Here is a 25,079-nt window from a genome sequence, read left to right as displayed (position 1 = left end):
TATGGCTGTATTTAAGGCCGTTAAAAACGGGCTAGCCTTAGCGCTAGTCTGTTTTTTGTTATCTAGTTGTGGGTTTCACTTAAAGCAAGCGTCAAGCCTGCCTGATAATCTAAAACTCATTACGCTAATTGGTGATGACGAAAAATCAGCTTTATTTGAACAGCTACAAAAAGAGCTGTTAGCAAGTGAAGTTGAACTTACCTCTTCATCTAAAAACGTAGCGCAGCTGTATTTACGTAAAGAAACCATAGAACGCCAAACGTTGTCGTTATTTAAAAATGGCCAGGTTGCTGAATACGAACTTGCCTATGGCGTTTCATATGTTCTAAAACACCCCAATAAAGATGCTATAGAAAAACGCTTTGAGCTTTATAGAAATTATCAAGACGACCCCGATAACGCACTTGCCAAAGCCAAAGAGCTAGAGCTGCTAATTAACGAAATTCGTAAACAAGCAAGTCGTCGTATTGTTAGAGAGCTGTCGCAACTGTAATGCGCTGTTACGCTAATCAATTACCTAACGAGTTAAACAAAGGCTTAAAACCTTTTTACTTAGTTTTTGGTGAAGAGCCTTTTCAAGAAGCACAGTGTGTTCAGCTAATTCGCGATACTGCCAAAGCACAAGGCTTTGATGAAGTAATTAAATTTACTTTAATGCAGGGGTTTGATTGGCAGGAAATAATAGCGCAATATCAAAGCATGTCGTTATTTAGTGCACGCACTATTATTGAGTTTGACCTAAACCAGCAAAAGCCCGGTGTAATTGGTAGTAATACCTTTAAGCGTGTCGTTGAGCTTGTTAACCCCGACACGATACTAATTATTAAAGGTGCAAAAGCGAGCCAAGAAGTACAACGCGGTGCCTGGTTTAAAGCACTCGACAAACAAGGTGTATTTGTACCTTGTTATCCACTGACTGGCTCGCACGTAAAACGATGGCTTGATGAGCAATGTCAACGCTTGGCTCTTAACATGCAAAATGATGCCAAATTAAGCCTTATCAATGCAACAGAAGGTAATTTATTAGCGTGTTTTCAGGAACTTGAAAAGCTCTCTTTACTGCATGGCAACGCACTTATTACCCAGCAATTGGTTATGCAAGGGCTATTAAATCAAGCCAAATTTGATATTTTTGATTTAAGCGATGCCTTATTAAATGGTCATGCCAAGCAAGCTATTAAAGTTTTAAACAAATTAGCCAGTGACAACACTGAAGTTGTGAGTATATTGTGGGCGATTACAAAAGAACTCAACACCTTGATGAATGTGCAATTGGGATTGTTAAATGGTGAGCCAATAGCCAGCTTATTTAAACAAAATGCCATTTGGAAAAATCAGCAAGGGCCGGTGCAAAATGCCGTTAATCGCCTAAATATTACTGTACTTGAGCAAATTAATAGTGACATTGCTTTATTTGATGCAAGCTATAAACAAGGCAACTTAATTGCTCCTTATCAGGCACTTGCACATATTTGTATTAAGTTTTGTCAACCGCTCGATATTCCTATGCCGTGTCACAGCCTTAATTAGTTGCTTAACCTGTTGGACAAAAAAATGATTGCTATTTTTGGTGGCACCTTCGACCCCGTTCATTTAGGCCATATTAATATGGCTCAGCAATGTGTAAGCGCATTTAATTTAAGCACATTGTATTTTATGCCCTGCGCACTACCGGCTCACAAAACAGCACCAGGTATAAGCACAGAACATCGTGTTAATATGCTCAATGCGGCAATTAAACCGTACCCTCATTTTGCACTCGATTTAAGAGAGCTAGATCGTTCAGGCCCATCATACTCATTACTTAGCCTGCAAGAACTACGTAAAGAGTACCCAAGTACACCTATTTTATTTTTGATTGGAATGGATTCATTTAATTCACTAAATAAGTGGTTTGAATGGCAAACAATTACAGAGCTTTGCCATATTGTGGTATATCAACGACCAGCGCAGAGTTGTCAGGTAACAGGTGAGCTTAAGCACTACATGCAACATGCCCTCGTCGATGACCCCGCTCTTATTACAGAGCATTTAGGTGGTAAACTTTACTTTTTACCGGGTAAAATGCTTGATGCAGCTTCTAGTTCTATTCGTGATGATCTTAAAAAAAGTAACAAAAAGAATGAACTATTACCCGATGCCGTGAGTCATTACATACAAATGCATCAGCTATATCAAATTGATGCTTAAAAATGCCTAGCGTGTTAAAATACGCGCCATTAAATTTTTAAATTGAGACAAAACCTTGGATTCAAAACAACTACTCGCCTTTGCAATGGATAAAATTGACGATATGAAAGCGCGTGACATCGTTGACATAGACGTAACTGATAAATCAGACATTACCGATTACATGGTAATTTGTACTGGCACGTCTAAACGCCACGTTCAATCAATCGCCGACCACTTAGCAAAAGAAGCACGTCATGCAGATTCAGAGCCATTAGGCTATGAAGGCGAAAATGACGGCGAATGGGCACTGGTTGATTTAGGCGATGTGGTTGTACACGTGATGCAAACTGAAGCACGTAGCTATTACGATCTAGAAAAACTGTGGGGCTAACCACCCACTTGTTAAAAGCAACGCTTGGAAGTTATTCGTGAAAATACAAATGATTGCTGTTGGTACAAAAATGCCAGCGTGGGTAGAAACGGGATTTGCTGAATACCAGCGCCGTTTTCCCAAGGATATGGCTTTAGAGCTAATTGAAATACCCGCCGGTAAACGTGGCAAAAATGCCGATATAAAGCGTATTTTACATATTGAAGGCGAAAAAACATTAGCCGCTATTCCTAAAGGCAATCGTATTGTTACGCTAGAAGTCACTGGCAAAGCGCTAGATACTCACCAACTTGCTAAAAACATGGAAAAATGGCAACTCGATGGCCGCGATGTAAGTTTACTTATTGGCGGCCCAGAAGGACTTGCTCCAGAATGCATTGCTGCATCGGAGCAAAAGTGGTCGTTATCGAACCTAACATTACCACACCCTTTGGTGCGAATTATTGTTGCAGAAAGCCTATATAGAGGCTGGAGCTTAAATAACAATCATCCCTATCATCGCGAGTAACGCCTTGCTATGCTAAAACAAAGACCCACTATTCGCGATCACTCCGCAGAAGCAAATTTGTTTGCACGGCGTGCATTTGTGGGTTTTGTTTTTGTATTAGGGTTAGTAGCTGTTTTAATTACTAATCTTTACAATATTCAAGTAAAAGACCACCAAGATTATCAAACCCGCTCCAACGACAACCGTATTAAAGTTATTCCTATTGCACCTAATCGCGGTTTAATTTACGACCGAAACGGTGTACTGCTTGCTGAGAACAAACCCGTTTATAATCTCGAGGTGATCCCCGAGGAGGTTGATAACCTTGAAAAATCACTTGAGCAAGTAAGCCAACTAATCACGATTACAGAACAAGAAAAACAAGATTTTTTAAAAGATATAAAAAACACGCGCCGTTTTAAATCGCAAGTACTTAAAGCGCGCCTTGATGAAGCCGATGTTGCTACATTTTCGGTTAACCAGCATAAATTCCCCGGGTTTAGTATCGAAGCCCGTTTAGCACGTTATTACCCATTCGGCGACACGCTTACTCATGCCCTAGGTTATGTTGCAAAGCTAAACCGAAAAGAGCTGAACAAGCTCGAACAAGAAGGCCAAGCCACAAACTATCGTGCAACCCACGATATTGGCAAACTCGGTATTGAAAAATACTACGAGCAACTTTTACATGGTCAAGTCGGTTCGCAACGTGTAGAAGTTAATAACCGTGGTCGTGTTATCCGCACCCTGAGTATGCTTCCCCCACAGCCAGGTAGTGATTTAGTGTTAACGCTCGATATTGGCCTGCAACAAATAGCCCAACATGCACTCAAAGACATGCGCGGTGCGGTTGTCGTAATGGATGCAAAAGATGGCGGAATACTTGCGCTATATTCGAACCCAAGCTACGACCCCAATTTATTTGTACACGGTATTAGCAGTAAAAATTATAAGGCACTTCTTAACCCAGATCGCCCACTCATTAATAGGGCTACCCAAGGCCGATACGCACCAGCATCCACCATTAAACCGCATATGGCTATTTTAGCACTTGAAGAAAACATGGTGACGGAAGGGACAACCATGTGGGACCCGGGCTTTTTCCAAATTCAAAACGTAGAGCACAAATGGCGCGACTGGAAACGTTGGGGCCATGGCCATGTGGATGTATACAAAGCCATTGAAGAGTCGTGCGATACGTACTTTTACGATACCGCGTACCGATTAGGCATTACAAAAATTAGTAATTTTATGGCGCGCTTTGGTTTTGGCGACCTATCGGGTATAGATATACACGAAGAAACCACCGCGATATTGCCTTCAAAAGAATGGAAAGAAAACAGATTTAAAGAGTCATGGTGGCGTGGCGATACAATTTCTGTAGGCATTGGCCAAGGATATTGGACCGCAACACCGATTCAAATTGCTAATGCAACTAACATACTTGTTAACAAAGGGGTTAACCACCCTCCTCACTTAGCGCAAGTGGCTAAAAAAGAGGACGATGTGACGCAAATAAATAATGAAGAAAAGCCACCTGTAGTACTGAACAATCCTGACAATTGGCGTATAGCCATTGATGCTATGCACAATACCGTAACTAAAGTCACAGGCACCGCCCACAAAGCGTTTAAGGGCGTAAACTACGACCCTGCAGGTAAAACGGGCACGGCACAAGTTGTGAGCATTGCACAAGGTGAAAAGTACGATGCAGAATCACTTAAAGAGCGACAACGCGATAATGCCATTTATGTGGGGTTTGCCCCTTACAATAATCCTCAAATAGTTGTGTCTATTGTTGTTGAAAATAATGGTGGTGGCAGCACGGTTGGCGCACCTATTGCCAGACAGTTAATGGATTATTACTTTGCAGCTAACCCTGTTGAACTGGCAAGGAATAACACCCTATGACCGCCCTGCATGACAAGCGCTCTATTTGGATGCGCATGCATTTAGATTTGCCTTTACTTATTGCCATTTTACTTATGATGGCTGGAAGCATTACGGTTGTGTACAGCGCAAGTGGCCAAGAGTCAGCGATGATGGTAAGACACATGACGCGGATGGGTGTGGCCATCATTGCCATGGTAGTACTTGCACAAATTCCTCCCGCGACACTGAAAAGACTCACTATACCGATGTACTGCGTTGGGTTATTAATGCTGGTTGGTGTGTTGTTATTTGGTGTGAGCTCTAAAGGCGCGCAACGTTGGCTTGATTTAGGGTTAACTCGCTTTCAACCCTCAGAATTAATGAAGCTAGCAGTACCTATGATGGTAGCTTGGTATATTGGCCGTAAACATTTACCACCACGACCACTACACTTAATTTTTGGCTTTGCGATAGTGATGCTGCCTACATTATTAATTAAAGAGCAACCAGACTTAGGAACATCAATACTGATTGCAAGCTCTGGCATATTTGTACTTTTTTTATCAGGGTTGAGCTGGCGATTAATTAGCTTTTTAAGTGCTGCGGTTGCCTTAGCAGCATGGCCATTTTGGCAGTACGGTATGCATGCTTATCAACGACAACGCGTACTAACATTTTTAGATCCGGAGAGCGACCCTCTTGGCTCGGGTTATCATATTATTCAATCTAAAATAGCCATTGGTTCTGGCGGTGTCGAAGGTAAAGGCTGGTTGCAAGGTACACAGTCACAACTTGAGTTTTTACCTGAACGGCATACCGATTTTATTTTTTCGGTATTAAGTGAGGAGTTTGGCTTATTTGGTGTCTGCGTTTTACTTAGCTTGTACTTGTTTATAATTGGCCGCAGCTTATATATTGCAGTAAATGCACAAGACGCATTTGGAAAGCTGTTAGCTGGCGCACTGACTTTAACTTTTTTGTTTATATATTTGTAAATATTGGCATGGTATCAGGACTACTACCTGTTGTTGGTGTGCCCTTACCCCTGATAAGTTATGGTGGCACATCGATGATTACGCTAATGGCCGGCTTTGGTATTATTATGTCGATTGCGACAGACAAAAGGATGCTTTTAAAATAATGCAATGTTACGCTCAGACTCTAATAATCATCTTAATCGCTATCACTGTCAGTGCCTGTAGTAGTGGTTCGAGTGGGCGTTACCATATGCGCCATGATTCAGCCCCTCTTAGAGCACCCACAGCGCTTGAAATGCAGGATGCTATTGTTACTGAGGTGCAAAAAAGTGCTAGTGCTTCTCGCCCCTACGAGGTGCTAGGTAAACGGTATACCCCAATGCTTGACGAAACGGGTTACAAAGAAGAAGGCATTGCATCGTGGTACGGCAGAAAGTTTCACGGATACCACACTTCAAATGGTGAAATATACGATATGTTTGCCATGACCGCCGCGCATAAAACATTACCTTTACCTAGTTTTGTTCGTGTTACAAACACGCAAAATGGTAAGTCAGTAATTGTACGCGTAAACGACCGTGGGCCTTTTCATGATGACAGAATTATTGACCTGTCATATGCGGCTGCATACAAGCTCGGCTACTATACTCACGGTACAGCAAAGGTTAAGCTTGAGGCGGTTACGCTTTCGAATTCTGCTGCGAATAAAACGTATATTCAAGTAGCTGCAGGCAGTACATTGGCAAATATTGAAGCCCTTGCACAACGCTTACGCCAACAATATAAATTACCAACAAACATTGTGAAAAAAGACACTATTTACAGATTACATTTGGGGCCAATACAAAACGCCCAACATGCAGAAAAAGTATTAAAAAAATTAAAACAAAATCAATTTCAAAACGCGTTCTTGCTTTACACTCAGTAAGACAAATACCCAAACCAGCCTAACGACACTCGCATCTCGGGGGTGTTTGGGTATAGAATGGCGTAACGCGAATTTTTAACTTTAACCATTAATGAGTATGATGAAATCAATTAAACATAAAATCCTCAAAGGTGTATGTGGCTTAGTTTGTTCAGCCGCCGTATTTTCAGCCAGCGCCCAAATTATTCCGGCTCCACCTCAAGTTAATGCAAAGGGTTATTTTTTAGTAGACTTTACAACAGGTAAAGTTATTGCTGAAGGCGAAGCCGATACTAAACTTGCGCCAGCAAGCTTAACTAAAATGATGACCAGTTATGTAATTGGTACAGAAATTAAAGTTGGTAACATAGCCCCTACCGACATGGTTACAATTAGCGAAAAAGCATGGGCAAAAAACTTCCCAGAGTCTTCAAAAATGTTTATCGAAGTGGGTAAGCAAATTAGTGTTGATGAGCTCAATCATGGCATTATTATTCAATCAGGTAATGACGCCTGTGTTGCTATGTCTGAGCACATAGCAGGCAGTGAAAGTGCTTTTGCCGACTTAATGAATGCTCACGCTGCTAAATTAGGTATGACTAACAGCCACTTTATTAATAGCCATGGTCTTGATACTGATGAGCACTATACAACACCACGTGATATGGCCACGCTAAGCGCCGCACTTATCAGAGATGTACCTGAAGAGTATGCTATTTATAAAGAAAAATCATACACCTACAATGGTATTAAGCAATACAACCGTAACTCACTATTATGGGATGAAAGCTTAGACGTAGATGGTATAAAAACAGGCCACACATCTGAAGCTGGCTACAGCTTAGTTACATCAGCCACTAAAAATGGTATGCGTTTAATTGCTGTTGTTATGGGCACCTCAAGCGAGCGTGCACGTAAAGTAGAAAGCAAAAAACTACTTAACTACGGCTTTCGCTTTTTTGAAACAATTACACCTTACAAAGCGGGCGACAGCTTTGCAGAGCAGCGCATTTGGATGGGTAACAAAGAAAATGTATCGTTAGGTATTCTAGAAGACACACCTATCACTATTCCACGTGGTCAGCATAAAAACCTAAAAGCTAACTTTGAGCTAGACAACACCCTTGAAGCGCCATTAGCTAAAGGCACTAAAGTAGGCACTTTATTCTTGCAATTAGAGGGGGAAGACATTGCGCAATACCCACTAGTGACACTTGAAGAAGTGGAAGAAGGCAGCTTCTTTAGTAAAATTTATGACTACTTACGTTTACAGATCATGCAATAACTTGTAAATGACTAAGTATATATAATTTAAGCGCCTCCATGTGGGGCGTTTTTTTTTGCTTGAAAAATGCTAGAATGCGCCCCATATATGCATCACTGCTAAACGCCTATCTGTATTAAGCTTCGTGCTTTACATAGAGTTCACACTTTTGTATGAGGAGTCACTAACGTGGTTCAACCAGTTAAAAATACTAAATTTGATGAGTACCTAGAGTACCCTTGCCCATTTACATTTAAAATTATGGGTTTAGCCAACGTTAATTTAACAGATCAAATATTAGCAAAATTACAACCTATTGCTCCGGGCGACTACGCACCAAAAGTAAAACCAAGCAGTAAAGGTAATTATGAGTCTGTTACGCTAGTAGCTACGGTTACAAGTGGTAAACACATTGAAGAAATTTACAACGTGATCAGTAATATCGATGACGTACGCCATATGCTTTAAGCCATAGTTGGGATTTGATGTGAGCGAAAACACTTTAATCGTACGCCAATTAGGTCGCCAGCGTTACATGCCTATTTGGCAAAAAATGCAAGACTTTACCGATACACGTGATGAAAACACCCCTGATGAAATTTGGCTTGTAGAGCACGAAAGTGTATTTACTCAAGGCCAAGCAGGAAAAGACGAGCATTTACTTGCCCCTGGCGACATTGAAGTAATTAAAGTTGATCGCGGTGGCCAAGTTACCTACCACGGCCCTGGCCAACAAATGATGTACGTATTATTTAACCTACGTCGTTTAAAGATAGGTGTGCGTGAACTTGTTACTTGGCTCGAAGAGTGCATTATAGAGTCGCTTGCTGAATACAATATTGAAGCATACGCTAAAGCCGACGCCCCGGGTGTTTACGTTAACGACAGCAAAATTGCATCATTAGGTTTAAGAGTTCGCCGCGGCTGCTCATTTCATGGCTTAGCATTAAATGTTAACATGGACCTAAGTCCATTTTTACGCATCAACCCGTGTGGTTATGCCGGTATGAATATGGTGCAAACAAAAGAATTAGAGGGTCCTCAAAACCTACAAAGCGCAGGTGAAGGACTCGTAAAACACATGATTAAAAAGCTTAATGCAGCACAGGTTAAGCATACTGAAGGGTTTGAAAACGAATGAATAAACCAGTCAAAATGGAACCAGGTGTAAAACTACGCGACGCAGAAAAAATGGCGTTGATCCCCGTTAAAGTTTTACCAACAGAAAAAACTGAAATGTTGCGTAAGCCAGAGTGGCTTAAAATTCGCTTACCAAAGTCAACAGAGCGTATTGACGGTATTAAACAAGCCATGCGTAAGCACGGCTTACACTCAGTATGTGAAGAGGCATCGTGCCCAAACCTATCAGAGTGTTTTAACCACGGTACAGCAACCTTTATGATTTTAGGTGCTATTTGTACGCGTCGTTGCCCATTTTGTGATGTTGCTCATGGTCGCCCATTAAAACCTGATGCAGCAGAGCCTGAAAAACTTGCACTAACTATTAAAGACATGAAGCTTAGCTACGTTGTAATTACCTCGGTTGACCGTGATGATCTTCGTGATGGCGGCGCACAGCACTTTGCCGATTGTATCCGTGAAATTCGTAAGCATAACCCAACCATTACCATCGAAATTTTAGTACCCGATTTCCGTGGCCGTATGGACCGTGCTCTTGAAATTTTAATTGAAACGCCACCTGATGTGTTTAATCACAACCTAGAAACAGCACCGCGTTTATACAAACTTGCGCGCCCAGGTGCCGATTACAAATGGTCGTTAGAATTACTTCGTCGTTTTAAAGAAGCACACCCAGAAGTAAAAACTAAGTCTGGCTTAATGGTTGGTCTAGGTGAAGAGATTAGCGAAATAGAAGAAGTACTTCGTGATCTACGTGCTCATAACGTTGACATGCTAACAGTTGGTCAATATTTACAACCTTCTAAGCATCACTTGCCAGTTAAACGTTACGTGCCGCCTGCAGAGTTTGACGCGTTGAAAGAATACGCTGATGAAATTGGCTTTACACATGCAGCCTCTGGCCCATTCGTTCGTTCAAGCTACCACGCTGACCAACAAGCTGCGGGTAAAGAAGTAAAATAATTACTTTTAAAATGCATTAAAAAAGCCCTTGGTAATTAAATTACTAAGGGCTTTTTTGTGGATTTTATAATTGTATTATGTCGATTACTTTATTAAAGAACCTTTCTTAATCACAAAATCAGCAAATCGTACCTGCTCTTCTTCAGCGCGAAGGCTATCGGTCTCTACTATTGAGCGGTAAATTCCCCATTTAGGGCGTGCAAAGTCATCATCTCTTACGCCTCGCCACATATCTATATTTTGCTCGTTTATATTCAATAGCTCTTCATTGTCGCTTAAGCGGGTAAGGGTCATCTCAAATTGCCCCTCCTCGCTAAATGTGGCTTGAACAAAAACCTGTATCCACTCATCGGTTATAAGTGACCAATCTGTTTCTAAAAGGTTTTTATCAAGCCCTGTACTGTTACCGTTTTCATCAAAACCTGCGCTATACCTTAATTGTAACTGGTTCCCTGTACTGTTTTTTTGAGCACCAGAGAGCGTAATGATAGGTTGATCGTCGTTGCCATTGGTATTGTCGTTGGTATCGTTACGGGCTTTTATTTGGAAAAAGTGACTGAATTTACTCGTTAACTCAAGCTCACTACTTACTTTAAACTTCCAGTTGTATTGTACGGTTTCATTTTCAAAAGCAAGCGTTGCCGGGGGTGATTTATCATAGGACTTAATTTCGTTACGCTGACGATCACTCGGGCCTTTGTCTTTATCTTGGTCTTCATCGCGATGAGCTAAAAATACAAAGTGATTACCTACAATATCGTCTGTATCTTCCACTATATGTATAACACCTTCATGATTACCGCTATACATATCAGGCGATTCAATTGAGCCTTCACTAAATACATTTTCTATTAACGTATAAGCGCTGAGGCCTAAATTAACGCCATCAGCATTTAGGGTTGTTTCATCGCTTACTACAAAATTATCTGGCTGTACTACGCCAACAACGGTAATGCTTATTGTCGCTTTAGTGCCATCCGCAGAGCTAATTACTATTTCATCAAGTAATGTGTCACCTATATCTAATGCGGTCACGTTTGTGTCAGCGAGGTCCAGGGTGTAAGACCAACTACCATTGCTTGAAAGATTAAATATACCATAACGTGTTTGACTGCTCGTCTGAGTAATAAACACCGCCTCACCAGCTTGCTCATCTGTTATAGAAAGCTCACCCACGACTGCACTTTGACGATTGCTTTCTATATTTGCTGATATTTCCCTTCTGATAATTGCGGCAGATTGTACCGACAGCTCAGTGCTGACTAACTCATTTTTCGAACTCGAACTCCCACAGCCCAATAATGAAAAACTTAAAAAGCACACTGTATAGATATTTAATACACTCAAACGAAATATCGACATAACAAACCAGCCCAACACATTAATGGTAAGTAAACTTTTAAAAATATAACTTACCAATTATTAATTTTAATAACTAGTTATTTATTACCAATAACTCATTATTCGCTTTCAGGGCTAGTTAAGTGTTTTAAACTAACAGCAATAACAATGCTAAAAATATAATTAGGTTAAAACCAAGTTACTTGAGATAATCTACCCGATACCATTATTTAGGTTAAATATGAAATTATTAGTTCGTAACTTATCTCGCACTACATCAGAGCAAGATCTTCGTACATTGTTTTCAGCGCACGGCAAAGTGACTACCTGTAACTTAGTACTCGATAAAGAAACTGGCCAATCTAAAGGATTTGCCTTTGTAGAAATGCCAAACGATATTGAAAGCAAAAGCGCTATTAAAGCACTTAATCAATTAACCGTTGATAAAAGTAAGATTCGCGTAAAATACGCAGATGAAAAATAGCTGTTAGCTAAACACTTTTTTAAACCAGCTAAATGCTGGTTTTTTATTGTTGGTGTTATTTTTTATCAATCTGATCTTCCCTAAAATTGATGGCTTTAAACTACTTTAACTATATGTTTAAATTTCAATCCATTAATTTATATAAATTTATTAAAGCTACTTCCAACCTTGACGCCATTTTTCTGTGTTTTTGAGATCGCGCCAACTAATGGGGTATTGGTTTTTAGAAAACACAGACTCAGTAACACACGCTATCACGTTAGCATCTTCATCGTACTCTACCTCCACAATTACAAAATGCTTTTCTTTATTAATGGCAGGCGTTGCAGTCCATTTGCTATTGAGTAATTTTTTTGGGTTTATGTTATTCATAAAATTTAAAGTTTCTTGTCAATTTGTAAGGCTTAATACGCACAATCATGTTCTCAAGCTCAATTAATCACTCTTAAATAAAAGCGTTAACGACTTCTCTAGTAACAAAAAACCGAATAAATTTCTTTATTCGGTTTAAGAACCATCATTGCTATGGCACTACCTAGATAGTGTAATAATTAATAAAGCTTAATCATCTTCAATATTGTCTAGGCCTTTGGTTCCCTCTTTTGGCTTGAGTTTGTGATGAATAGCCGACTTAATTAACATATAGCCACTTATTGGGGCAGTAATTAATAGAAATATAGTGATCAATATTTCCTTAACGCTTAAACCCGTTTCAGAGTTTGCAAAAAATACCATGGCGGCAATTAATATACTTGCCATACCTAAAGTGGTGGCCTTTGTTGGGCCATGTAAACGCATAAAAAAATCGGGCAGTTTTAATAAGCCTAACGAACCAATTAAAATAAACGTGCCGCCAAATAACAATAAAATTGATACAACCCACTCACTAATCATCTTGCCACCCTATTCAATTATATCGCCACGTAGTAAATACTTACACACCGCAACAGTGCTTACAAACCCTAACATGGCTATCAACAATGCAGCCTCAAAATACAAGCCTGTTCCCATACTTATGCTGTATAAAACAATAAGTGCAATAACATTAATATACATAGTATCAAGGGCTAAAACTCTATCAGGAATCGAAGGCCCTATAATAAGGCGCCACAAATTAAGTAATAAAGAGAGCCCTATCATGGCAAAAACGATAAGTAATACGGTATCTAACATTGAAATATCTCCTTTAGTGGAGCTTCGTAACGCTTTTTAATATGCTTGATAAGCTCGGCTTCGTTATCAAGGTCAAGTACATGTATGAGCAAATAACGCTGTGTCATTTTCTCGCCCTGTGCTAACGATTCAGGAATAGGGTACACCTCCGCACTTACAGTACCGGGTGTTAACGACACACTGCTTGCTAAAATTGTAATCGGCATATCATGTGTTAAGTCTAAGGGGACTTTAATAAATGCGGGGCGTAATTTTTTGGAAGGCCCAACAATTAATAACGCAACCTGTAAGTTAGCTACAATAATATCGTAAAGTACAATTAAAAATTGTTTTAGAGCTAGCCCTGGCTTTAATATAAGCGGCTGAGGATCTCTAAACGAGAAGCTTAAAATAGGAATAAAAATAGCAAAAAATGTTGCCAGTACAATATGACCAACCGACACACTATTATTGAGCAACAACCATACTATAAACAAAAATAAGCTACGAAATGGTGTTGGTAACCAACGAAAACGGGCTTGCAGTCTCATTACATGCCTCCTTTTAGTACAGCATTTATGCCACCGCTAATATCATGTAATTGCGTAGCAGCACCTATCATGTATTCGCTAATCGGCCCGCCAAAAATAACTAATAATGGCGAACATGCGAGTAACCCTATAATTACCGTAACTTGTAATGGGTTTGCATCAGCGCAGTCTGGGCTTTCGCTGCGTTTATCTTTTCTTTCCCAAAACAAGCTTGTACCCGCACGAGAAAGTGCAACTAGCAATGCAAAGCTTGTTATTAAATAAACGGGCCAAAATACTAAGGCCTGCTCACTATTTAAAGTTGATTTTAGTATCCATATTTTACCAACAAAGCCAGATAACGGCGGCATACCTACTACTGTTAAAGCGGCAACAACAAAACATGCCCCAAGTAAAAGCGGCTGTTTAACTGCACGCCCACCAACAAGCCTGTCGGCAACTTTTCCACGTTGCTTAGCAATTAAGTCGGCTAATAAAAATAACGCGGCACTCACTAATGTTGAATGCACTAAGTAATATAATAATGCAGCCGTTGCATTTACATTTTGTAAAGCCACTAGCGCAACTAATGTACCTACCGACACTAACACTAAATTAGCAGTTAACTTACGCAAGTCTTGCGCGGCTATTGCGCCCATAGCTCCGACGATAATAGTGGCAATTGCTAATCCCCAAAGCCAAGGTTGTACCATGTGCTCAAGTGCACCCGCCTGTTCACCAAATATAACGGTGTAAACACGCAGCATGGCATATACGCCCACCTTAGTCATAATAGCAAATAAGGCTGCAACAACAGGTTTAGCGCTTGCATAGGTATTTGGAAGCCATAAATGTAGGGGCAATAATGCGCCTTTTAAAGCAAATACAATAAGTAGTAATAAACCACCGGCTTTAGCAATAAATACATCGTCACCATTAAGCTGTGATACCTTTTGCGCCATATCAGCTATATTCAATGTACCTAATACGCCATATAAAATACCTAAACCTATTAAAAATACACTTGAGCCCACTAAATTTAAAATGACATACTGTAGCGCTGCACGTGTGTTTTGTTTGTCGCCACCGTGCATAAGTAATGCATACGATGCAATAAGTAAAACTTCAAAAAATACAAACAGGTTAAACAAATCACCCGTTAAAAAAGCACCGTTAACACCCAATACTAAAAAATGAACTAGGGGGTGATAAAAGCTCCCTTTTTCATCATCGCCCGCACTGCCATATAAAATGGCCCCAAGTCCTAAAAACGAGGTTAGCGCTACGAGTAATGTTGATAAATTGTCGGCCACAAGTACTATCCCAAAAGGGGCCGACCAATCACCAATTGCATAAACACTGATACCCGTATTGTAAATATGCATTAATAAAAACACACTAACGGCAAACGTAATAAGCGCCATAGCATTTGATGCGTAACGGCGAATTTTTACACTTTTACCACACGGTGGAAGTAACAAAATAACCGCTGCAAGCATAGGTAATAAAATAGGTAAGGATGCTAAATGTTGAATCATTTTTGCTCCTTAACTACAGCAGCTGATTTAACTGGGCTTCCATCAACATGATCGCTCCCTAAATCAGCACGTCCACGAATAGCCAAAATAACCACAAATGCTGTCATTGCAAAACCAATTACAATTGCGGTTAAAACCAAGGCTTGAGGAAGTGGATCGGCGTAATCTGCTCCGGTACCAAGTACCACTGCTTTATTTATAGTTAAACGCCCCGATGAAAATAAAAATAAGTTTACTGCATACGAAATCATGGTAAGACCCAGTACTACAGGAAACGTCCGTGCTCTCAACAGTAAAAATACACCGCAGCTAACTAATACACCAACGCACGATGCGTATAATAGCTCCATTAAATATTCACCTCTTTTTTAGGGGCATCGGAAGTCATATTACCCAAACTAGCTAAAATCATTAATGTTGCACCTACTACGGTGAGGTACACGCCAAGGTCAAACACAATTGCACTAGCAAGTTCTGTTTTACCTACAAACGGAATATCAAAGTAATCAAACCACGTGGTTAAAAATGGCCTACCGAAGAACCAGCTGCCTACACCAGTAAACATTGCGATACCTATCCCCGAGGCAATAATTTTACGGTAGTTGATGTCAAAACGCTCGGTGATCCAGTTAGAGCCATGTGCCATGTACTGCAATATGAAAGCAATTGACGTAACCAAACCAGCAATAAAACCACCACCTGGTAAGTTGTGACCACGCAAGAATATATACGCTGATACTAACAACGCCAACGGCAATAAGCTTTGTGAAATACTTGCAAGTAATATTGGGTAACGCTCACGCGCCCATGGACGTCCTTCGCTATCACTGGCAGGCATAAATAATGGGATACGTGAAAGCACTTTAAATATCCCTAATGCGGCTATACCCAGTACCGTTATTTCACCTAGGGTGTCAAATCCCCTAAAGTCGACCAAAATAACGTTAACCACGTTTGTACCGCCACCACCTGTTTTGGCATTAGCGACAAAGTAGTCAGAAATAGAATTTAACGGACGCGTTAATATCGCATAACAAATACTCGCAACCACTACACCAATAGTAGAGGCAATTCCTAAGTCGCGCAGTACTCGCAACGAGCTAGACTCTTTAGGCGTATGTTGAGGTAAAAAGAACAACGCAAGCATAAGCAATATAATAGTGGCCACCTCAACAGTAAGCTGAGTTAACGCTAAATCTGGCGCAGAAAAACGAGTGAATAAAACCGACACCATCAAGCCTACTATAGACAGCATCAACAGTGCGACCATTCTCGATCTGTGCCAAATAACGGTGGCTATTGCGCCAATTATTAATAAACCAGCACCAATCGCATTATGCACATCAACAGGTGTGCGCGGCATACTGCCAGCTAATTGTTGCATTTCAAATAATGGCCAACCGGCACAAAGTAATACGACACCCAGCATAATAACCAAATAGCGCTGTAAAGAACCATTTTCAGTGCTGTTAATCTTACTCTGACACCATGCAACTACACTCAGCACTGCACGTTCAAAGGTTTTTTTAGCATTTAATGTGGGCAGTGAAGCCTGAAATTGAAATAAATATTTGCGATTCACGTAAATAAACAAACCACCTACAACGGCCATTGCACTCATCAGTAACGGTAGATTAAAACCATGCCAAATTGTTAACTTGTACTCTGGCATCGCCTCCCCTAACACCGCTAATGACGCCGCAGATAAAATACTATCAACAGTAAAGCTTGGGAAAATACCCACCAAAATACATAGCACAACCAGTATTTCTATTGGCACACGCATATAACGTGGCGGTTCATGCGGTGTTCTAGGTAAGTCTATTGGGTCGCCGTTAAAAAATACATCGTGAATAAAGCGTGCTGAATAGGCGACTGCAAATGCACCTGCCACCGTTGCAAGTACAGGTATTAACCATGACATAGATCCAAGTACTTGCTGATGTAGTGTTTCGGCAAAAAACATTTCTTTAGATAAGAAACCATTGAGTAGAGGTACGCCCGCCATAGCTGCAGCAGCAACCATTGCAAGAGTTGCGGTATAAGGCATAAACCGCCACATACCATTAAGTTTACGCATATCACGCGTGCCTGTTTCATGGTCAATAATACCAGTAGCCATAAATAACGACGCTTTAAATGTTGCGTGGTTAATTATATGGAATATGGCTGCAACCGTTGCAAGCTCGGTATCAAGGCCAAGCAATAGCGTGATCAAACCTAAATGGCTAATTGTCGAATACGCAAGTAACCCCTTTAAATCGTGCTTAAATAACGCTATGTAAGCACCAAATAACAATGTAGCTAAACCAGTTAAACCAACTAATAAAAACCACATTTCGGTTCCAGCTAAAGCTGGATAAAAGCGCGCAAGTAAAAAGATACCGGCTTTAACCATCGTTGCTGAGTGCAAGTAAGCGCTAACGGGCGTAGGGGCCGCCATTGCATGAGGTAACCAAAAATGAAACGGAAACTGAGCCGATTTAGTAAATGCACCCAGCAATACTAAAACAAGTGCTAACTCGTATAAATCATGGGATTGAATAATGGCTTTACTTGCCAAAATAACATCTAAGTCATAACTGCCAACAATATCACCTAGTAACATTAACCCGCCAAGTAGTGCTAAACCACCCGCACCCGTTACGGCTAAAGCCATTCGCGCGCCCTTACGCGCTTCAGATTTATGCCACCAATAACTTATCAATAAAAAAGAACTGATACTGGTCAATTCCCAAAATAGCCATAGCTGTATAACGTTATTAGACATAACAATGCCTAGCATTGCAGTCATAAATAACATTAAGTAGCTATAAAGCTTAGCCATTGAGTCATTGGCGCTGAGATAATAACGTGTATATACAATAACAAGCAAACCAATGCCTAATATCATAAACATAAACAAGAGGCTTAAACCGTCTATACGAAGCGATAAATCTAGACCAATAGAGGGGATCCACGCTAAGGAATAGCGGATAGTTTCACCGGCAAGAACCGCTGGTGCATGGTATAAAGTAATCCCCAAAGCGGTTAACGGTGCAAGCACAGTAGCAAATGTACTTTGATTGCGAGAAAGTTTGCCTGTGAATGCAGAAATAACACTGCCAATCAAGGATAACAAGGGTATCCAGAGCAAAGTCATAATGTAGGGCCTTTTATAATCATAAGTTTATCAGGGCGCCACTTTTATACATTAAGTGATGCTTTTACTGCCTGTTTTTAAACGACATTAATGGTAATAGTTATACTCAATAACAGATATTTTGTCTATAAAAAGCGAAGCATGTTGAGTTAATTTTAAGTGAGAAAATAGGGACTTAAAAACCAATGGTTATAGACATATTAACGCTTAATTTTATCTATATGTGCTAACCAAAGGGCCCTGTATTGATCAGAGAGCTTTATCTGTTGATATTCTAGAATTGACCAGTCTTTACTTGGTTTGTAGGCTACACCGCCACTCTGGCAGCTTTTACTTCTATGCCAACCTTTTGGTGATTTTTCATCTTTTTGTGCAATATACAAGTTAGGAGCAACTAAGCCTCTCATTTTACACAACCAAGCCTGCTTAGCTTTGGGTAAAACATACTCATCTTCAAAGCCATTAAAGTGCATTAGCTCATGCAAAAAAATCCCATAATTGGCGTCTGAATTTAATTGCATAATGCCGCGGCTAACATTAGCACTTCCATATTTGGGCATCATTACAACAAAATCGAATTTTCTTAAAAATTGTTTATTTATTAAAGAAGATTGCCAATCACAATTAGCCGCTTTGCTCATGCTATTGTTGCACTTTAAAGCACCACCCACATACACTGGCTTACTAAAGCAAAAAGCGTCCTGTCTTGGCTCCGGATTTTTATTATAAGTTTTGATTAATGCCGATAACTTATAAAGTCCACTTCGATGATCGCTCATCGTTAAAACATTAAACTGGCATTTTTTATTTACGGCAATAGTAGAATTTAACGATAAAAAGTCCAATGAGTGCAAAAATGGTTCGGGGATCTGTGTGTGAATAACACCATTGTGTAAGTTAAGGTGATTTAATACAAAACCAGGCTCTAGGTAGCCTAACGTGTTTAATAGTTTAAGATCGTCCCATTGCTTAGTAACAAGTAATTGCTGGGATAACTTGGCCAGCTGAAAATTACTTATTTTTGGTAAACTCAGTCGCCAAAATAACTTCGCTGCTTCAGCTTGGTCTTTTTTGATCAGGTGTAAAGAATACTCGTATTGAGCAGAAGGTATGTGATGCCTAGCAAGTAGGCCAAGAGTATTTTTAGGCAGTTTATTTATATTTGCTAAAAAGTAGCGAGGAAACTGCCAATATAATTGTAGCGGTTCGGCTTTGGCATTTAATACCTGCCAAAAGCCAATACCACCATAGCTGTTGCTCGACCCTGCAACCAACAAGCTAAAAAGTAATGCTAATGTTGTTTTTAACACACTAACTTGCGTCTGCTTCCATTAAAAGTTCAAGCTCTAAGCGAGCATATTTGTATTCTATAAACTCATGTACATTAGTAGATAGTGCCAATCTAAAATAATCAGCGGCAACATAGGTATCACCCGCTGCTTGGTGTAGCTTTGCTAAGTAAAAATAAGCTTCGCACAAACGCTGGGCATATTCTTGCTCTGACTTAACGCCATCGCTTACACCAGATAAAAATGTATGCTCACTCATATCACCCGCAAAAAGTGAGATTAACTGATATGCCCATTGCGAGTCATCAAGCGCTTTAGAGTTAGTTTTTAGCTCAGCAACTGCTGAATCTTTGTCTAATTTAGCTTGTGCTAAATACACCCACAAAACGCGATACGGGTCGTTAGGAGAACGCGCTAAAAATTGACTGAAGTCTGTTTTTGCAATACTGGGCCTATCGCCATAATAAAGCGCAATACCGCGGTTCAAGTAAGCGTATTCGTGTTCTTCATCTAGCTCTAACGCAGAATCAAAAAGCTCATATGCTTTTTCATATTGCTGCATTAATGTGTGTTGAATACCTAAAAAATTATACACCTCAGCTAAGTCAGGCTTAAGTTTTACCGCACGGTTAAAGTCAATGCGCGATAAAGTGGTCATGCCTAAACTATCAAACAGCACTCCGCGATCGTAATATAACTTTGCTTGTTGCTCTGGCGTTAAATCAGCTCTATTAAGTAATTCTGAATAACGTGCGATAGCTATTTCACTGCGAAAATCAGACGCTAAGGGCGCAGTGAAAGGCACGTTTACTACAGGTGCTGATTCTGATTGGGTTGTTGTTTGGCAAGCGCTTAAAGACAAAATAGCAAAAGACGCCAAAGCAATGTGTTTGAAAATCATTAAAATCCTTAATACCAAGGTTGGTAGCCTTATGACTGACGACGAATGATTTGGTTCATAGTTGCACATACACTGTTGTGTATCATCGTAAGTAATTTAGCTTCCTTGAATAATCTTTGTTTAAATTCAAGTCCCTCATTAAAGCATAAAAAAAGGGGCTAAACAGCCCCCTTTTATATTATCCAGAAAATATCTGGATTAAGTATTAGCAATTAAGCATCAGTTGACGCATCTGCCGCTGGTGCAGCTGATTCCATTGCTTCTTTAATACTAAGACGTACACGACCTTGACGGTCTACTTCTAGTACTTTAACTTTAACTTCTTGACCTTCGCTAAGGTGATCTGCAACGTTATTAACGCGCTCTGTGCTAATTTGAGAAATATGCACTAAACCATCTTTACCAGGAAGAATATTTACAAACGCACCGAAATCTACAATACGTACAACTTTACCTTCGTAGATAGTACCTACTTCAAGTTCTGCTGTTAATTGCTCAATACGGCTGATTGCATTTGCAGCGCTTTCACCGTCAGTAGCGGCAATTTTAATTGTACCGTCATCACCGATTTCAATTGTTGTGCCTGTTTCTTCAGTAAGTTGACGAATAGTAGCGCCACCTTTACCAATAACTTCAGCAATTTTCTTCTGTGGAATTTTCATTGTGTAAATGCGCGGAGCAAACATTGAAAGCTCTTCAGAAGGAGCAGAAATCGCTTCGTCCATCACTTTTAATATGTGTAAACGTGCTGCTTTTGCTTGTTTAAGCGCAATTTGCATGATTTCTTGTGTGATACCTTCAATCTTGATATCCATTTGCAATGCAGTAATACCGTTAGTAGTACCTGCTACTTTAAAGTCCATGTCACCTAAGTGATCTTCGTCACCTAAGATGTCAGAAAGAACAACGAATTTCTCGTCTTCTTTAACTAGACCCATCGCAATACCTGCAACAGAAGCTTTAATTGGAACACCCGCGTTCATAAGTGCTAGTGATGTACCACACACAGATGCCATTGAAGATGAACCGTTTGATTCAGTGATTTCTGATACAACACGGATTGAATATGGGAAGTCAGTCAATGTTGGCATTACTGCTTGGATACCACGCTTAGCTAGGTTACCGTGGCCAATTTCACGACGCTTAGGAGAACCAACAAAACCAGTTTCACCTACACAGAATGGAGGGAAGTTGTAGTTAAGCATAAAGTGGTTTTTGTGCGTGCCCGTTAAATCGTCGATTAACTGTGAATCACGTTCTGTACCAAGCGTTGCTGTTACTAATGCTTGTGTTTCACCACGTGTGAAGATAGCAGAACCGTGAGTACGCGGTAATACGCCAGTCATTACGTCTAGTGCACGGATCATATCTGGTTCACGACCATCGATACGTTTTTCGCCTGCAGCGATACGGCCACGAACAATTTTCTTCTCAAGTGAACCGAATACTTTACCCACTTCTTGCTTATCAAGCGTTTCGCCTTCAGCAAGCTCACTTGAAAGTGCTTCGATAACTGCATCTTTAGCTACGCCAAGTGCTTCTTTACGCGCTACTTTATCAGTAATACGGTAAGCTTCGCCTACTTTATCAGCAGCAAGTTCAGCTACTTTCTCTTCAAGCGATACGTTTTTCTCAGGTGCAGTCCAATCCCAAGTAGGCTTGCCTGCTTCTGCTTTAAATTCGTTAATAGCATTGATGATAGACTGTGATTGCTCATGACCGTATACAACCGCGCCTAGCATTACGTCTTCAGCAAGTACGTCTGCTTCTGATTCAACCATAAGTACTGCGTTATCAGTACCAGCAACAACTAAATCAAGTTGGCTCTCTTCAAGTTCTTTTAACGTTGGGTTAAGAACGTATTCACCACCAATGTAACCAACACGAGCTGCACCAATTGGACCACTGAACGGGATGCCAGAGATAGCAAGTGCTGCTGATGTACCAATCATCGCAACCATATCAGGTTGGATTTCAGGGTTTACAGATACAACAGTTGCAATAACTTGTACTTCGTTTACGAAACCATTTGGAAAAAGTGGACGAATTGGACGGTCAATAAGACGTGCAATTAGTGTTTCGCCATCGTTAGGACGACCTTCACGCTTAAGGAAACCACCTGGGATACGACCTGCAGCGTACATACGCTCTTGGTAGTTAACTGTTAGTGGGAAGAAGTCTTGACCTGGCTGTGCTTCACGCTTACCAACAACCGTTACTAGTACTGACGTATCGCCAATGCTTGCTAGTACTGCGCCGTCTGCTTGACGTGCGATTGCACCTGTTTCTAGGGTTACAGTGTGTTGACCTAGTTGAAATTCTTTTATAATTGCTTGCACTTAAAATATCCTTTAAATCTAAATAAGTGTTCCATCAAAGTACCAATTACAGTACATAATTGTATTCAGTTGGAAATCAATTAAGTACTACAATTGGCAATGATGTTAATAACCGTAGATAAACCTTTTTATCTACGCGCACAGTATATACCAAAGCCACGTAAAAATGCGAGTCCAGCAAACAGTTTTAGTTTGTGTGTTTGGCATCTGACTGGCTCGAATTAATGAGAGCGACTACAGATAGCTTTAAAGGTGACTTTGCGATGTAATTTGTTAAATTTCAGGCACAAAAAAAGGAGCTAAAAAGCTCCTTTTCTCGTAATCAAGTTCTTAGCGACGTAGGCCAAGTTCTTTGATTAGTGCAGTATAACGCGAGATATCTTTACCTTTAAGGTAATCAAGCAATTTACGGCGAGTGCTTACTTTACGAAGCAGACCACGACGTGAGTGGAAGTCATGCTTGTGATCAGCAAAGTGACCTTGAAGCTTGTTGATATCAAAAGTAAGTAGTGCTACTTGTACTTCAGGTGAACCAGTGTCGCCTTCAGCACGTGCGAATTTAGCAATGATATCGATTTTTTCTTGATTGCTTAGTGACATAGTAACTCCAAAAATTAAATTTAAAAGGTGTCTTAGCCGATCACTAATTCAGCCAAAACGATTAAGCGGGCGTATTCTACCAAGTATAATAATAACTACAAGTTAAACTTTACTCCGCCTGCTGGTTTGATAGACCGCGTTTTGATTTTAAATGGCCATCAGGGTTTTTCTCGCCTGTGCCTATAAACACACCATCGGCTAATACCTTTATTGCACCATCAGGTAATTCTTTACCAAGAACTACAGCTTGCCCGTGGCTAAATGAAACACCCTGCTCTTTAGTGATTTCCACAACCGGTAAATCAACTAGAGCGGTGTCCATTGGCAAAAGCAGTTCGTCAAGGTAGGTTGACGGAACGGTTTCTTCGTCTTTTGCTTTAGCTAATAACGATTCTAACTGCTCTATCGATACCATTTTATCTGCGGGGTAATGGCCAACAGCCGAGCGGTGAAGCATGATCACATGGGCACCACAGCCTAAGTTTTCACCTAAGTCATCAACAATAGTACGAATGTAAGTCCCTTTAGAAACGTGAGCTGTCATTTGTACTTCATTATTCGCTTCATCAAACTCATCAAGCGTTAAGCTAAATACATTTATTTTTCTGCATTTTCGAGGAACTTCAATCCCTTCACGCGCATATTTATACAAAGGTTTCCCTTCGTACTTAAGCGCAGAATACATCGATGGATACTGATCAGATTCACCTAAAAACGCTGAAATTTCTTGCTTTAATTGATCAACAGTTACGTTTACATCTCGTGTCTGAACTATTTCACCATCAGAGTCAGATGTTGTTGTTCTTTCACCTAACTTAGCACGCACAACATAGGTTTTATCGGTATCAAGTAAAAACTGAGTAAACTTAGTCGCTTCACCAAAACAGATTGGCAGCATACCGGTAGCAAGCGGGTCGAGTGCACCTGTGTGCCCCGCCTTTTGGGCAAAATAGATACCTTTTGCTTGCTGTAATGCCTTGTTTGACGAAATACCTTTGGGTTTATCTAACAACAAAATCCCGTCTATTGCACGGCCTTTACTGCGTCTTGCCATCGCTATATGCCTTCTTAGCTATCTTTATCATCTGCTTGTTTAATGTTGTCATCTGAGTTCGACGCATCATCAACACTACTATCGTCTTCATTGACGTGTTTTGCGTTATCTTCTCTGATGATTGTGTCCACTAAGTTAGAGATACGCATCCCTTCCATTAATGAATTATCAACCACAAACTTTAGCTCTGGCATAATACGAGCACGAATACGCTTGCCTAAAAGCGAACGAATATAGCCCGTAGCTTCGTTAAGTACTTTTGCGCTTTGCTTTGCTGCATCTTCATCTTTTGTGTTAAACACAGTGATGAAAATTTTTGCATAAGATAAATCGCGCGATACTTCTACCGCAGACACTGTCACCATGCCTAAGCGCGGATCTTTAATTTCGCGTTGTAAAATCACAGCAATTTCTTTTTGGATTTGCTGGCCAACACGATCAGTGCGAGAAAATTCTCTCATGAAACTTGTCCTAAAAATGTAACTTATTGAAATTTAATAATAAGCTAATTAAGTGATAGATACACAAATGGGGGC

The 25,079-nt window shown here is 40.3% G+C and carries 26 protein-coding genes and 1 pseudogene; 13 read left to right on the top strand and 14 right to left on the bottom strand.

Going from position 1 to position 25,079, the window contains the following annotated elements; genetic code table 11:
• Position 1 precedes the first annotated feature (1 nt).
• The 12 genes and pseudogenes from P20480_RS12840 to lipA all read left to right on the top strand — a co-directional run bounded on the left by P20480_RS12840 (position 2) and on the right by lipA (position 10,173).
• Positions 2–493 carry an LPS-assembly lipoprotein LptE gene (locus P20480_RS12840; protein WP_008128156.1) on the top strand — a complete coding sequence of 164 codons (492 nt, stop codon included), beginning with the start codon at positions 2–4 and terminating at the stop codon, positions 491–493.
• Positions 493–1,530: a DNA polymerase III subunit delta gene (gene holA, locus P20480_RS12845; protein WP_008128152.1), complete on the top strand. Its 1,038-nt coding sequence runs from the start codon at positions 493–495 to the stop codon at positions 1,528–1,530. The genes P20480_RS12840 and holA overlap by 1 nt, the downstream gene beginning before the upstream one ends.
• Positions 1,531–1,554: 24 nt before the next feature.
• The gene (nadD, locus tag P20480_RS12850; RefSeq protein ID WP_008128145.1) at positions 1,555–2,190 is read left to right on the top strand and encodes a nicotinate-nucleotide adenylyltransferase; all 636 of its coding nucleotides are present in this window, start codon (positions 1,555–1,557) and stop codon (positions 2,188–2,190) included.
• Between the two features lie 55 nt (positions 2,191–2,245).
• Positions 2,246–2,563 (top strand): ribosome silencing factor, encoded by a 318-nt coding sequence (gene rsfS, locus P20480_RS12855; protein WP_006793397.1) that lies wholly within the window; start codon positions 2,246–2,248, stop codon positions 2,561–2,563.
• Between the two features lie 37 nt (positions 2,564–2,600).
• A complete protein-coding gene (rlmH, locus tag P20480_RS12860; protein ID WP_002958522.1) occupies positions 2,601–3,071 on the top strand; it encodes a 23S rRNA (pseudouridine(1915)-N(3))-methyltransferase RlmH in 471 nt (156 codons plus the stop codon).
• Between the two features lie 9 nt (positions 3,072–3,080).
• Positions 3,081–4,961, top strand: a complete 1,881-nt coding sequence (gene mrdA, locus P20480_RS12865) for a penicillin-binding protein 2 (RefSeq protein WP_033025212.1) — start codon at positions 3,081–3,083, stop codon at positions 4,959–4,961.
• Positions 4,958–6,063 (top strand): annotated as a pseudogene (rodA, locus tag P20480_RS12870) (rod shape-determining protein RodA). Before mrdA ends, rodA begins: the two are co-directional and overlap by 4 nt.
• A complete protein-coding gene (locus tag P20480_RS12875; protein WP_033025211.1) occupies positions 6,063–6,827 on the top strand; it encodes a septal ring lytic transglycosylase RlpA family protein in 765 nt (254 codons plus the stop codon). The pseudogene rodA and the gene P20480_RS12875 overlap by 1 nt, the downstream one beginning before the upstream one ends.
• 100 nt (positions 6,828–6,927) lie before the next feature.
• The gene (locus P20480_RS12880; protein WP_008128128.1) at positions 6,928–8,091 is read left to right on the top strand and encodes a serine hydrolase; all 1,164 of its coding nucleotides are present in this window, start codon (positions 6,928–6,930) and stop codon (positions 8,089–8,091) included.
• 168 nt (positions 8,092–8,259) lie between these two features.
• On the top strand, positions 8,260–8,538 hold the full coding sequence (ybeD, locus tag P20480_RS12885; protein WP_006793392.1) for a DUF493 family protein YbeD: 279 nt from the start codon (positions 8,260–8,262) through the stop codon (positions 8,536–8,538).
• Between the two features lie 19 nt (positions 8,539–8,557).
• Positions 8,558–9,211, top strand: a complete 654-nt coding sequence (gene lipB, locus P20480_RS12890; protein WP_006793391.1) for a lipoyl(octanoyl) transferase LipB — start codon at positions 8,558–8,560, stop codon at positions 9,209–9,211.
• Positions 9,208–10,173, top strand: a complete 966-nt coding sequence (gene lipA / locus P20480_RS12895) for a lipoyl synthase (RefSeq protein WP_004585911.1) — start codon at positions 9,208–9,210, stop codon at positions 10,171–10,173. The genes lipB and lipA overlap by 4 nt, the downstream gene beginning before the upstream one ends.
• Positions 10,174–10,257: 84 nt before the next feature.
• Here the strand turns inward: lipA and P20480_RS12900 are convergent, their stop codons facing one another.
• Positions 10,258–11,535, bottom strand: a complete 1,278-nt coding sequence (locus P20480_RS12900) for a VCBS domain-containing protein (protein ID WP_033025217.1) — start codon at positions 11,533–11,535, stop codon at positions 10,258–10,260.
• A 220-nt stretch (positions 11,536–11,755) separates the two neighbouring features.
• Between P20480_RS12900 and P20480_RS12905 the strand changes: the two genes are divergently transcribed.
• Entirely contained in the window at positions 11,756–11,998 is a 243-nt protein-coding gene (locus P20480_RS12905) for an RNA recognition motif domain-containing protein (protein ID WP_006793389.1), read from the top strand.
• A gap of 156 nt (positions 11,999–12,154) precedes the next feature.
• Here the strand turns inward: P20480_RS12905 and P20480_RS12910 are convergent, their stop codons facing one another.
• From P20480_RS12910 to rbfA, 13 genes are all read right to left on the bottom strand, one after another.
• Positions 12,155–12,370: a TIGR02450 family Trp-rich protein gene (locus P20480_RS12910; protein WP_008128120.1), complete on the bottom strand. Its 216-nt coding sequence runs from the start codon at positions 12,368–12,370 to the stop codon at positions 12,155–12,157.
• A gap of 189 nt (positions 12,371–12,559) precedes the next feature.
• Entirely contained in the window at positions 12,560–12,892 is a 333-nt protein-coding gene (locus P20480_RS12915) for a Na+/H+ antiporter subunit G (protein ID WP_006793387.1), read from the bottom strand.
• A 9-nt stretch (positions 12,893–12,901) separates the two neighbouring features.
• Positions 12,902–13,171 (bottom strand): K+/H+ antiporter subunit F, encoded by a 270-nt coding sequence (locus P20480_RS12920; RefSeq protein WP_006793386.1) that lies wholly within the window; start codon positions 13,169–13,171, stop codon positions 12,902–12,904.
• The gene (locus tag P20480_RS12925) at positions 13,165–13,701 is read right to left on the bottom strand and encodes a Na+/H+ antiporter subunit E (RefSeq protein ID WP_008128114.1); all 537 of its coding nucleotides are present in this window, start codon (positions 13,699–13,701) and stop codon (positions 13,165–13,167) included. The genes P20480_RS12920 and P20480_RS12925 overlap by 7 nt, the downstream gene beginning before the upstream one ends.
• The gene (locus tag P20480_RS12930; protein WP_008128112.1) at positions 13,701–15,218 is read right to left on the bottom strand and encodes a monovalent cation/H+ antiporter subunit D; all 1,518 of its coding nucleotides are present in this window, start codon (positions 15,216–15,218) and stop codon (positions 13,701–13,703) included. Before P20480_RS12930 ends, P20480_RS12925 begins: the two co-directional genes overlap by 1 nt.
• Positions 15,215–15,568 (bottom strand): Na+/H+ antiporter subunit C, encoded by a 354-nt coding sequence (locus tag P20480_RS12935; RefSeq protein ID WP_008128110.1) that lies wholly within the window; start codon positions 15,566–15,568, stop codon positions 15,215–15,217. The genes P20480_RS12930 and P20480_RS12935 overlap by 4 nt, the downstream gene beginning before the upstream one ends.
• Positions 15,568–18,360, bottom strand: coding sequence for a monovalent cation/H+ antiporter subunit A (locus P20480_RS12940; protein ID WP_033025209.1), 2,793 nt, complete (start codon positions 18,358–18,360; stop codon positions 15,568–15,570). Before P20480_RS12940 ends, P20480_RS12935 begins: the two co-directional genes overlap by 1 nt.
• A 200-nt stretch (positions 18,361–18,560) precedes the next feature.
• Positions 18,561–19,670: a hypothetical protein gene (locus P20480_RS12945; RefSeq protein WP_008128104.1), complete on the bottom strand. Its 1,110-nt coding sequence runs from the start codon at positions 19,668–19,670 to the stop codon at positions 18,561–18,563.
• Position 19,671: 1 nt separating this feature from the next.
• Positions 19,672–20,550 (bottom strand): lipoprotein NlpI, encoded by an 879-nt coding sequence (nlpI, locus tag P20480_RS12950; protein ID WP_010555983.1) that lies wholly within the window; start codon positions 20,548–20,550, stop codon positions 19,672–19,674.
• A gap of 212 nt (positions 20,551–20,762) precedes the next feature.
• A complete protein-coding gene (gene pnp / locus P20480_RS12955; RefSeq protein ID WP_008128098.1) occupies positions 20,763–22,889 on the bottom strand; it encodes a polyribonucleotide nucleotidyltransferase in 2,127 nt (708 codons plus the stop codon).
• A gap of 330 nt (positions 22,890–23,219) precedes the next feature.
• On the bottom strand, positions 23,220–23,489 hold the full coding sequence (gene rpsO / locus P20480_RS12960) for a 30S ribosomal protein S15 (protein WP_006793376.1): 270 nt from the start codon (positions 23,487–23,489) through the stop codon (positions 23,220–23,222).
• Between the two features lie 109 nt (positions 23,490–23,598).
• Positions 23,599–24,543, bottom strand: coding sequence for a tRNA pseudouridine(55) synthase TruB (truB, locus tag P20480_RS12965; protein WP_006793375.1), 945 nt, complete (start codon positions 24,541–24,543; stop codon positions 23,599–23,601).
• Positions 24,544–24,557: 14 nt separating this feature from the next.
• A complete protein-coding gene (gene rbfA / locus P20480_RS12970; RefSeq protein WP_008128093.1) occupies positions 24,558–25,004 on the bottom strand; it encodes a 30S ribosome-binding factor RbfA in 447 nt (148 codons plus the stop codon).
• Between the last annotated feature and the right edge of the window lie 75 nt (positions 25,005–25,079).

It is taken from the genome of Pseudoalteromonas sp. BSi20480 (genome assembly GCF_000241365.1).
Taxonomy (GTDB): domain Bacteria; phylum Pseudomonadota; class Gammaproteobacteria; order Enterobacterales; family Alteromonadaceae; genus Pseudoalteromonas; species Pseudoalteromonas marina.
The sequence above is the reverse complement of the archived record's forward strand: the minus strand, read 5'-3'. Positions and strand labels throughout refer to the sequence as shown.